Below are 11,806 nucleotides of genomic sequence, written 5' to 3' on the forward strand. Positions count from 1 at the left end.
TTCGGTTAAATTTGTGAATTTAATAAAGAATCAATTTCATTTTGAACGATTTCAAAATTAGTTTTGTCACTACCTAGTTCTCCAAAATAATTTTTCACAATTTCATCATAGGATGTTTTATCAACTTCCAGATTATTAAGAGGTGGCAAATTGGAAGATTCTGAGTTCATGACTAATGTATGAATTTTTGTTGCATAAATATCCATATAATCTATCATATATTGTAACGCAGAGCTTTTGAATAAACTCGGTGTATGAAAAAATAGGACTGGTTTATGAGAAAACAAGGCATAGTCTATTGATATACTTAGATGCGTAATCAGTAATTTACAATGTTTTATAAGATTTAAAGTCTGTCCGGCTATTACTTTTCTACTGCCAAATTCAGTACTATAATTTGCTTTCGGATGCGCCGCTATCACCACTTCGAAACCATACTGTTTCTCAATTTTATCAAAAAAATGATTTAGCTCTTTAAAGTAGTTGGTTGGATTGATAAATTCTGAACCTTTATTTCTTGCTTGCAAATCAGGGTGAAATGGAAGGTAGATATCGTTAAATACAATGTAATCTTTTTCTAAAATAGCTGGCTCATTCTTCCTTAGGTTGTATTCTTCCAAGTCAAAATAATTGATTGTAATCATTTTTTTCGATTTTGGAAAATTGGAGTCATTTTGTCCGGTTTTAAAAGTGATGTGGGACTGGGTGATCTTGTTGATCCTTTTACTAAAAAGCTTTACAAAAAGAGCGAATTTTACATAACTAATACTCTTGTATCTTTTTACTCTTTGGATTGTCTGTATTGTATTTCTTTTATACAAGTTAACAGCAGGATTTGTATAGTAGCTTAATCTTCCCCATATTAACTTAAGGTTATATAGATATTTAAAAATAAAATAAGTATTTCTATTAAAATGCAATTCTACAAAAACAAAGGTATTGCTGGCATCAATAGATCTGAGCATTTTTTTTATTTCTTTCTTTGTATCTAGATAAAATGCTAACTCTGACTTTGTTGTATTTGTATAATGTACGGCATTTGGCGGTGAAATAAAATTGGTCAGACTGTAGTGCTTGACATTGTACCCACGACTTAAAAATTCTTCTACAAAAAAATTTCTTTTTCTAATCAAAGAAAATGGTTCTGTATCAATTATTATAATATTATTCAAGGCTTACTTTTAATTTTAGGGATGTATTTTGATAGAGGAAAAATTTTATTTATGAAATAAATTAATAAGCCCAAAATAACACTTATGCACAATATCCATATTTTAACTATGATATCAAACTCTACAATGTAAGATAGTAAACAAGTCAACGCTAAAGTTACTGCAAGCCAAAATATAGGATAATGTTGTGTCCCATTATTATCTTTAAATTCTTTAATGAAAAATCCAGAATATCCCATGTACATTAGCGATAAAAACATCGCTATTACAGCACCCATTATCCCTAAAAAATAAATTAAGATAAAATTTAAAGCTACCGAAAGAATCGCAGCTATAGTTGTAACTTTCAACAAGGCTTTGGTTTTTTCCACATAAAATAATCTTTGATTTGCGGCAACATACATAGGTCTATAGTTATATGCCATAATTATTAACACAGCATAGGTGTAAATATTTTCTAATCCTTTACTCCTAATAAGCAATGGCAACCATTCTTTACTAAACAGTGACATAATTGAGGTGATAAATAATACGCTTATAATCACCGTAAAATTTAGTTGTCGCTCAGTTTTCCTATCATTATTCTTGTAGCATTGCAATAGCATCGGACCTACTGCTTGATTTGAAGCTGCTACGCCTGAAGCCATTAAATTTCCAGGTATTTGAGCAGCATTATATATGCCTATTTGCGGCGTGGGTACTGCTAAAATTTTTAGGATAACTTTATCAAAACTATTTAAAAAATAGCTACTATAGTAATGTGGCAGCGTTGGCAAAGCAATTTTCAATGATTTTAAAATTGTTCTTCTTTTAAAATTGAAAATTGGATTTAAGCCATAACGGAAATTTAAAGGCACAAAGTAACTAACTTGATAAAGAACTGAAGAAATTGCTGCACTTGTGAACCATCCCATATATCCCATCCGCAGGTACTTAATAAAATATAAATTTAATGCAAGGACGATGAAACCAATTGTTACCGAACGCGTAACTATATTAATGGGCTTTTGCTTGAGCTGGTAATACAAACTTCCTATTGTTGCAGAGGCTCCAAAACAGACTAGCGGTAGGACATTCAGTATAATTATCCAGATGCGATTAACTTCTGCTTCCTTTGGAATAAAGAACCATATTACCACTCCAATAATCACTGCATAAACTAAATTCCAGAGCATCATGAAAGCGTAAATCTGACGCCAAAGCCATTTAAATTGACCTGGTGATTTGTAAAATGAATTTGAAAGAATCATATTTAATCCTAATCCCTGAAAAACAGAGATAGCACCTACAACAGCTGTCACAACTCCAGCAACTCCATAATCAAGAGGAGATAAAAAAGGTGTTGTAAGTGGTAAGATAAAAATCTGCGCAACTTTGACTATCTGAGGTGCAAATCCATAAATTGCAGTATGGGAAAATAACTTCTTAATCATTGTTCTTTTTTAGTCATTTGCCACTGTGCTAATTCAAAATCTTCTTGAGTATCAATATCAATCGACACGTTCTTATCCATAATGTACGCATAAGAACCCTCATTATAATAATTACCTGACAAAAGCACGTCTTTTTTTAATATATATATAGCACCATTTGGATGATAAGTTGACCTAATGTCTTGTCTATTCTTTTGGTAATCATTAGAAAAAATCTCTTCGAACTTACCATCTTCAGTAATGAACTTGTGCCAGAATATGGGATGATCTTCTTTGCAATAACTGATTACCGAGTCTGCATTTTTTTCTAAGTAAGTATCTATCGCTTCATCTATATGTTGAGCTGTACGAAGAGGACTTGTGGGTTGCAAAACTACAATTTCATTAATATCTGTATTCTCCTCAGTTTCTAATCTTTCTATAGTATAATTGTAAACATCTATTGACTTAGCATTATCATTTGCTAAAAAATCAGGTCGCATAAAAGGGATTTCAGCCCCATAGTTCTTTGCTATCTCTGCAATTTCGGCATCGTCTGTACTTACTATCACACGTGATATTTTTTTTGCATTTAAAGCGGCGTCAATAGTATAGGCAATCAGTGGCTTTCCATTTAATAATTTTATGTTTTTGCCAGGTAAGCCTTTGGAACCTCCTCTTGCAGGAATAATAGCAATCATCAATTTAAAACTTTATATGTTTAATATCCTCCTGCGCCTTCTTAAAATCCTCGTGCTTCCCAATGTCCAGCCAATAGCCATTGATAGGATAAGTAATCAGCTTATGATCCATTTCAATCACTTTTTCCATGAGATCTGTGATGTCATAGAATTCTCCTTTGGGAATCATACTCAGTAGTTTTTTCTTGATAATATAAATTCCTGCATTTGAAAAATAAGTATATCGAGGCTTTTCTTTCAGCGTTTTTACATTTTGATTTTCGTCTGTTTCTAACACGGCATAAGGAACATCTACGTGGTATGATGTTGCAGCCACCGCCATATCTGCACCCGAATCTTTAAATGATTTGTAGAAATCTGCGAAGTCAATATTCGTCAGCAAATCACTATTCATTACCAAAACATCTTCGTGTTCAAATTCTTCAACTAACAAAACAGAACCAATTGTCCCCAACGGTTTTTCTTCTCTAAGATAATTGACCTTGATGTTTTTCGAACTTCCATCTCCAAAATATGCTTCTAATTGCTCGCCTAAATAATTGATGCTCAAATAAACATTCTCAATTCCTACATTCGCCAATCTGTCAATATTATATTCGATGATTGGCTTCTCTCCCACTTTCAACAAAGGTTTCGGGATCGTTTCTGTTAAAGGACGAAGTCTTTTTCCTTCTCCGCCAGCCATCAAAACAGCATCTAGAGGAAGCAATGTGCTTCTGAATCGGAAATTCAGCACATCTACAATTTGATTTTCCTTATTTAGGATTGGAATAATTTTTATCAAATTATCCTTGAATTCTTTTAATCTTTCCTGATTGAATTCCTTGTCAAATATGAACTTAGGGTTGGGCTGAATAAAATCTGTAATCGGATTTTCAAACCCTAAACCACGGATAAATCCTCTTCTTAAATCACCATCTGTAAGCGATCCTAAAAGTGTATTTCTATCATCTACGACAAACAATATAGCATCCGAAGCCAGTTTATCCAGATGGATAAGAGTCTCACGAACACTTTGATTTTTTGATATAAGATGTTCTTTAAATGAATCCATATTTAGTTATTTGAATCGTAAAATTGTTTTGTTCTAAAAGCTTCTAAATTAACTTTTCTTAATTCAGTCATTATTTTTTCCGTTGTATCCCCACTCCCATAAGGGTTTACACAATTTTCAACTTTATTTTTAAATTTTTCGGACTTTACTTTCTCAAAAGCTTCTAAAATTTCAATTTCGGAAACCTTTGTATTGATAATACTTTCTGCCTGAATTCTCCCTTTCTGTCTGTCGCCAATATTAATGGTTGCCGTTTTAAGAGAAGGAACTTCCAGAATTCCGCTGGAACTATTTCCTACCGCCGCATCACAAAACGTCACCAATGATAAAAATCTTAGATTTCCTAATGAAGAAAACGCTCTTGCCTTATTACTATTTGTTGATACATAATCATCAATCATCTTATTAATGATTCTCCCGCCTGTATCTGCGTTGGCTTTTGTGAAGACAAAAAAACTATCTTCCTGTTTGTCAATTGCATCAAGCAAAATTTGAAACTGTTTTTCAGGTAATTCTTTATCTAAAGTCGAAGGATGAAAAGTCACTTGATAATTGTATTTTTTGAATTGAAAGTTTAATTCTTTCTCCAATTGATCTTGACTGAGCAAAGGTAATTTTTTTACACTATCCAAACCAATCGCTCCCACATTATGTACAAACTTTGGATTCTCGCCTAATTGAATAATCCTGTTTTTATATTCCTCTGTGGAAGCAAAATGAAAGTGGCTCATTTTGCTTATAGAATGGCGAATAGCATCATCATAAGCGCCTTCAGTAATTTCGCCACCGTGAAGATGTATTATTGGGATTGTAAAGATCAAAGCTGAGGATGCCAAGGCAAGCATTTCGTATCGGTCTCCAAGAATTACCAAAAGATCGGGATTCAAATCTCGCAAAGCATCGGAGAATCCAATCATTCCCAATCCCATCGACTTTACAATGGAGGATGCTGTATCAGATGATAAAAGCATTTCCACTTTTTTATCAATTTGGAAACCGTCTTTTTCAATTTCCTGAAAAGTCAATCCAAATTCAGGTGAAAGATGCGCACCAGTCACCAAAATCTGCAATTGCCAGTTTGGTTCGTTTTTGATTGCCGTCATCAATGGTCTCAGTAAACCATATTCAGCACGCGTTCCTGTTGCTACACAAATTTTCATCTTATAATTGGATTAATTCATCTACTTTATATTCTCTGTCAGCCACTTTACCAATCACTTCATCCCATTTCATTGGCGAAATTCCGGTTCCGGGTCTTTTGATGGTTAAATTTTCTTCTGTGAAAATTGCTCCTTTTGAAATCGATGTCAAAGCTACGATGCTTTTGCGTGCGATTTCTATATTTTTCATTTCCGATTCACTTGGCTTTTTAATTCCGTCGCCAGAAATAGCCTGTTCTATATTGCGAATGGCTTTTACCATTTCTTTCAATTGCTGAGGTTCCAAAGACGCCGCGTGGTCCGGACCTCCCATTGTGTTGTCCAATGTAAAATGTTTCTCAATCACAGAAGCTCCCAAAGCAGCAGCTGCAACCGGAACTTCAATTCCTAAAGTATGGTCGGAATATCCGATGTCTGTTCCAAACTCTTTCTGAATGGTAAGCATTGCCTTCAAATTCACATCATTCATTGGCGTTGGATATTCTGTGTTGCAATGAAGAATCGTGATGTTATCTTTTGAAATATTTTCTGCTAAAAAAACATTGATTGCAGCTTCTATGTCCTCCATTGTACACATTCCTGTGGAAAGAATTACTTTGTTAAAAAGTTGTGCTGCTTTTCTAAGATAGGGCAGATTGGTAATTTCTCCTGAAGGAATTTTTACTAAATCTAAACCAATTTCTTTTAAATATTGTAATGAATCTAAATCAAAAGCGGTGGAAAAAAATTGAATATTTTTCTGTTTGCAATAGTCAATTAATAATTCGTGATTTTCGTGAGAAAGTTCGAGCTTCTTCAACATTTCATATTGTGAGTCTGTTGAATTGCCTGTATTTTGAATTTGATAATCCGCTTTTTTAGCAGATTTGGAAACTAAATTTTCAGATTTAAACGTCTGAAATTTAACATAATCAACACCGGCATCTACTGCTACGTCAATTAGTTTAAAGGCATTATCTAAACTTCCATTATGATTAACACCTGCTTCGGCGATAATTAAAACTTTACTCATCTACTTCAATTTTTTTGCAGGATTTCCTGCCCAAATTTCATTATCCGGAATATCTTTAATGACTACACTTCCTGCTCCTACTGTAACTCCGTTTCCTATTTTCACGCCTTGTTTTACTACAGAATTCGCTCCGATGAAGGAATTTTCTCCAACAAATACATTTCCTGCTAAAACTGCTCCAGGTGCAATGTGTGCTCCACTTTCAATAACACATTCGTGTTCAATGATGCATCCTGTATTTAAAATACAATTGTTTCCAATTTTGGCTAAAGCATTAATGGTAACATTAGCAGCTACAAAATTTCCAACTCCAAAGGTCGCATAATTACTGATGACTGAGGAAGGATGAACAACATTTAATAGTATCTTTTTTTTAGATAAAATTAAATCCGCTACTTTCTGACGAATTTTGTTGTCTCCAATTCCTAAAATAAACTGGTCGATAGAATTCCAATCAAAAGAATCACTTCCTTCGTCTCCTAAATAGTTAATTTCAAAAGGATTGAAAGTAGCCTGATTTCTTTCGCAATAATATTTCACATCCAGATTCATCTGTTTTGCTGCATCTAAAACAACAAACGAATGTCCGGAATAGCCTATGATTGCTATAGAATTTTTATCTGGCACTGCTTGGTATATTTACAATTCTTTCTTCTAAAAATTCAGCATTTTTCTGTGCATCGCGTTGACAATTCGCATACATTGGAAGGCGATACATTAAATTCCAAATCGGACGTGTCATTACGCCTTGGTCATTGGTATTTTTAAGAAATTCTTCTCTTTCAGCTTTATTATTCAGCTCAACACACATCAACCAATAATTTGCTTTTGTGTCGGCAGTTTCTTGTCTGAATTTAATTCCTGAACCATTGAAAAACTCAGCATATTTGTTCGCTAAAATTCTTTTGTCTTCAAGAAAACCGTTTAGAGATTCTAATTGCGCACAAGCTAAAGCTGCATTCAGATTGGGCATTCTGAAATTATATCCTAATTCGTCGTGGAAAAACTCGTAAGGATGTGGTCGTTTTGCTGTGGTCGTTAAATATTTTGCTTGTGTTCCTAATTCAATATCATTTGTAACAATTGCGCCACCGCCACCGCTGGTTACCACTTTGTTTCCATTAAATGAAAAACCACTGATTAATCCGATGGTTCCTGTATGTTTTCCTTTGTAAAAACTCCCTAAAGATTCGGCAGCATCTTCTACCAACGGAATTTGCCATTTGTTGCAAACCGCCATCAATTCATCTAAATGAACCGGAAAACCGAATGTGTGCATCGGCATACAAGCCGAAATCCTGCGACCGGTAGATTTGTTGTAGCAACCATCTTCACGAAGTTCCCCGAATTCTTCTAAAAAATCTTCGAGTGCTTTCGGCGAAAGTCCCATTGTATCTAAATCTACATCTACAAACACCGGAATTGCATTATTATAAACAATTGCATTGGCTGTAGCGATGAAAGTAAGTGCTTGAGTGATGACTTCTTCGTCTTTTTTCACACCTGCCAATCGCAAAGCCACCTGCAACGATGCTGAACCATTGACTACTGCAACAGATTTTGCTGCACCAGTAATGTCCTGCATCATATTTTCGAATTGGTCAACAAATGCACCTACGGAAGAAACGAAAGTAGAATCAATTGTTTCTGCTAAATATTTTTTTTCATTGCCTCTGAATCGCGGTTCGTGAAGCGGAATGAATTGATCTGAATTGAAATGTTCTCTTACAAAAGAGACCATATTTTGAATATTCTCCATTGTTACATTTTAGAATCTAAATACTTACCAGTTTCCTTGTGTCCGAAATCCGGAATCATTGTAAAGAATAAATCAACGATTTCTTCTTTATTCCATTTTCGTGCGGATTTTAATCCATTGATTTTCGTTTCAAATAAATGGAGTTTATCTTCTTCGATATTTAGTTCGTTTTCAATCACGCCTAAATTTTCGAAACGTTCCATATCCAAAGTTTCTTTGTCTGTAAAGAATTCTTCGAAATCTTTTTCACCCGTTGTATCACTTGTGGTAAATAAACACGGCCATTTTCCTTCTTGTGGTAAAGTTTCAACGAGAACTCTTGCCTCATCTTCGTCTTTGCATAAATAAGGTTCGTAACCGATTTCTGCAAGATATTTTTCAGCGATTTCTGCAAAAGTAATCAGGTGTAAGTTTTCACTTAATTTTGGAAAGAAAATATCTCTGTTTTCTCCAAAAATACAAGACATTAAACACAATTCTCCCGATTCTTTCGGAATCACGAAATAACGTTTGATGTCATTTGGTGCAACGATTGGTTGTTTTTTTTCAATTCTCTTATTAAATCCGTGCAATAATGAGCCATCTGAAAAAGCCACATTAGCAAAACGTGCTGTGGAAATTGTAATTTCTTTGCTTTTACGCATTAGAAACATTTCCATAATTCGTTTTGAAGCGCCCATCATATTCACAGGGTTGGCAGCTTTGTCGGTAGAAACGCAAAAATATTTTTTCACGCCTTTGTTAATTGATTGTTGTAATGTTTTATCTGTATTGAAAACATTGACATCAATCATTCTCATCAAAGTGTAAGGATCTTTTTCGCTACGTACGTGCTTTAGCGCAGAAAGATTTAATACATAATCATAATCTCCGTCTGCTTCCCAAAAGGCGTCATACTCAATCGAACCGATATCTAAAGCAAAGGTTTGAAAATCGCCATCAATATACCCAAAAGAACTTCGGATATCACGCACCAGTTCAACCATATTGTTTTCACTAATGTCAACAACGTGTAGTTTTTTTGGATTGCGTTTAAATATTTCCTTAGTAGTAGCAGATCCAATAGATCCGGCTCCACCAATGACTAGAAATTTGGAATTTGAAACAATTGAAGATAGTTCTTTTTCATGGTTTTTTATATCCATTTCAAACAACTCTTTTTGCCTTCCTATAAGATTTAAGGTGTTCATATTGTATTGGGGATTGATAAAAATTGGATTTCTTACTTTTTCCTTTTTTCATCTGCAAAATATCCATAGCCATACTTACTACCATATCGGCTGTCCTCTGGCTTAACATTATTTAGTACAAATGAAATATTATTGAACTCGTGCGACTGTTGGAATTCCTCTGCAAAATCTAACATTTTCATATCTGTGTAGCCAGACTTGATCACATACAATATGGAATCTGCCTTACTCATCAAATGCAAAGTGTCGCTCACCAGCATCACTGGTGCAGAGTCCAAAATAATATATTCATATTTCTGCTTTAGATTCTTAATCATCAGATCGAATTTCTTCATATCCAGCAGCACATTGGGATTGGGTGCAATTGCCCCACTGAATAACACGTCTAAGTTGGGATGAAGGCCAGAAGGCACAATGTAAGACTCGGGCGATGAATCATCAGAAATCAAATAGTCTGTAAGACCTTTTTTGCTCTCCTTAATGAAACGGTGTAGCTGCGGACTGCGAATATCTGCGCCGATAATTAAAACTTTGGATGCTCCGGCAAACGCTAAAGCTGTATTGATGGCTATGGTTGTTTTTCCTTCGCCTTTGATAGAGGATGTCACGAGAAGTACGCCTCCATTGGTTCCATTCTCTCGTGATCTCAAAATAAATTTGACATTGGAGGTCAGCATTCTAAATGATTCTGCGAATACTGTGAAATCATTTTTGGATAAGGCTTTGGCATCATTTTCATTAGAAGGTATCTCTGCGATGACGGAAGCATTTGCAATGTGTGCCAGCACCTGATCTCTTGTATGTACTTTTGTATCCGAAGCATATATCGCAAACATAATCGCTAATGGTAATAACAAACCAGCCAAAGTTGCCCCTAAAGTAATCTGTTGCTTATCCGGCTTTACGATCCCGATGGTGTATGCCGGATTGATCACCTTTGCTTTTGGCGCCGTAACCGCCAAAGTAATGGCATTCTCTTCTCTTTTTTGTAATAAATACAAATATAATTGCTCTTTGAGGTTTTGCTGACGCTCAATCCCTCTGAATACTTTCTCCTGAGTAGGGTAATTATAAATCTTTGTACGATCTGCATTCAGCTGTCCCTGCAATTGTGCGATCTGCATTTGCAAAGTCGATTTGGACTCCATCAGATTGTCACGAATCAGCCCCCGCATTTCACTTATATCTCGGTTTAATTGAATGACAGATGGATTTTGTGCAGTTGCTTGTTTTAAGGTTTTGTTCCTCGTCAGCAACATTTCATTATACTTCGCAATGTAACCTTCTGTGACAGAAGAAAGCCCCATATTAGATGGTAACAATCTTTCGGCGGAACTAGCCTTATATATAGAATTTACCAAATCCAACTGGGTGGTATAAACCACCAACTGCTGATTATTGGTATTTGCATTATTGACCGCTAAATTGGCTTGCGTATCCAAATCTGTAATCTCGTTTTGGCGTTTGAAACTTTCCTTTTCACCTTCTATACCAGACAAATCTCCAGAAATAATCTCCAGTCTTCCATTGATGAAATCCTGAGTGTTCTGCGCTTCCAAGTTGCGATCTTTGACTCCTTCCACATTATAAAGCGAAGTGATGCTATTCAAAATATCCTCTGACTTCCCAGGAACTGGCCCCGTGAGACTCAACTCCATCATCAATCCTTTATTGGGTGGCAAGGTGACTGAAACCGATTTTTCTAATGATGAAACGATGCTAGCCGTGCTTCTAAAAATTACTTTAACGGCTTCAAAAGATTTTCTTCCTGGCTTCAAATTTAAAATCACTTTCCCAAAAGGTAATTCTGCTACTTGTCCAAAACTGAACTCGCTTTTGTTTTTGCTAAGCGCTCCTTCTGAAAGTTTGTATTTGTTATTACCGATAGGGGTTACGATGTATGAAGCTGCAGAAAATTTAGGATTGGATATCGACAAAATCTTTGCCTGCAAAGGCGAGGATGTGTAGAGTTCGTTTTCTTTAATAGCCCCCACCCCATAGAAACTCGTATTTAAATCCAACTGCCCTACTACTTTTGCCAAAATGGGTTTGGATAAAATAGCAGTCGCCTCTCCCTGCAGTTCAGAGTCACCACCCAAACCGTTCCCTAAAGTCGTTAAATCCGTAAGCGGCACACCACCTTTGGTTTTGGACTGTGGAAATTGCAAAGTGGTTTTTGAAAGGTATTGTGGTGTGGTGTAACGCAAATAAATCTTAGCTCCAGCATAAAATATGAGCATACTCAACAGAATCCAATACCAATAGCGCAGGTATTTTAACACCTCTTTTTTGAGGTTGAGTTTTGTCTTCTTCACCGCCGTCTGGCTCTCCATTAACTCCATAAAA

At 35.3% G+C, this 11,806-nt stretch carries 10 protein-coding genes; all 10 read right to left on the reverse strand.

The features are described from left to right. Positions 1-5 precede the first annotated feature (5 nt). From B0I22_RS07925 to B0I22_RS07970, 10 genes are read right to left on the reverse strand one after another with little or no spacing between them, the layout of a single operon-like run. Entirely contained in the window at positions 6-1,172 is a 1,167-nt protein-coding gene (locus B0I22_RS07925) for a hypothetical protein (protein ID WP_133944139.1), read from the reverse strand. Beyond that, a complete protein-coding gene (locus B0I22_RS07930; protein ID WP_133944140.1) occupies positions 1,169-2,605 on the reverse strand; it encodes a lipopolysaccharide biosynthesis protein in 1,437 nt (478 codons plus the stop codon). The genes B0I22_RS07925 and B0I22_RS07930 overlap by 4 nt, the downstream gene beginning before the upstream one ends. Next, complete coding sequence (locus tag B0I22_RS07935; RefSeq protein WP_133944141.1) at positions 2,602-3,285, reverse strand: acylneuraminate cytidylyltransferase family protein; 684 nt, start codon at positions 3,283-3,285, stop codon at positions 2,602-2,604. The genes B0I22_RS07930 and B0I22_RS07935 overlap by 4 nt, the downstream gene beginning before the upstream one ends. 4 nt (positions 3,286-3,289) lie before the next feature. After that, complete coding sequence (locus B0I22_RS07940; RefSeq protein ID WP_133944142.1) at positions 3,290-4,339, reverse strand: nucleotidyltransferase family protein; 1,050 nt, start codon at positions 4,337-4,339, stop codon at positions 3,290-3,292. A gap of 2 nt (positions 4,340-4,341) precedes the next feature. Then, positions 4,342-5,499 carry a UDP-N-acetylglucosamine 2-epimerase gene (gene neuC, locus B0I22_RS07945; RefSeq protein WP_133944143.1) on the reverse strand — a complete coding sequence of 386 codons (1,158 nt, stop codon included), beginning with the start codon at positions 5,497-5,499 and terminating at the stop codon, positions 4,342-4,344. 1 nt (position 5,500) lies between these two features. Next, entirely contained in the window at positions 5,501-6,511 is a 1,011-nt protein-coding gene (neuB, locus tag B0I22_RS07950; protein WP_133944144.1) for an N-acetylneuraminate synthase, read from the reverse strand. Continuing rightward, the gene (locus B0I22_RS07955) at positions 6,512-7,138 is read right to left on the reverse strand and encodes an acetyltransferase (RefSeq protein ID WP_133944145.1); all 627 of its coding nucleotides are present in this window, start codon (positions 7,136-7,138) and stop codon (positions 6,512-6,514) included. Continuing rightward, positions 7,128-8,270: a LegC family aminotransferase gene (locus B0I22_RS07960; protein ID WP_185145341.1), complete on the reverse strand. Its 1,143-nt coding sequence runs from the start codon at positions 8,268-8,270 to the stop codon at positions 7,128-7,130. The genes B0I22_RS07955 and B0I22_RS07960 overlap by 11 nt, the downstream gene beginning before the upstream one ends. A gap of 2 nt (positions 8,271-8,272) precedes the next feature. Further along, entirely contained in the window at positions 8,273-9,460 is a 1,188-nt protein-coding gene (locus tag B0I22_RS07965; protein WP_133944146.1) for a UDP-N-acetylglucosamine 4,6-dehydratase, read from the reverse strand. Positions 9,461-9,492: 32 nt separating this feature from the next. Further along, complete coding sequence (locus tag B0I22_RS07970; RefSeq protein WP_133944147.1) at positions 9,493-11,802, reverse strand: GumC family protein; 2,310 nt, start codon at positions 11,800-11,802, stop codon at positions 9,493-9,495. Positions 11,803-11,806: the final 4 nt, after the last annotated feature.

Source organism: Epilithonimonas xixisoli, from assembly GCF_004365655.1.
Classification (GTDB): domain Bacteria; phylum Bacteroidota; class Bacteroidia; order Flavobacteriales; family Weeksellaceae; genus Epilithonimonas; species Epilithonimonas xixisoli.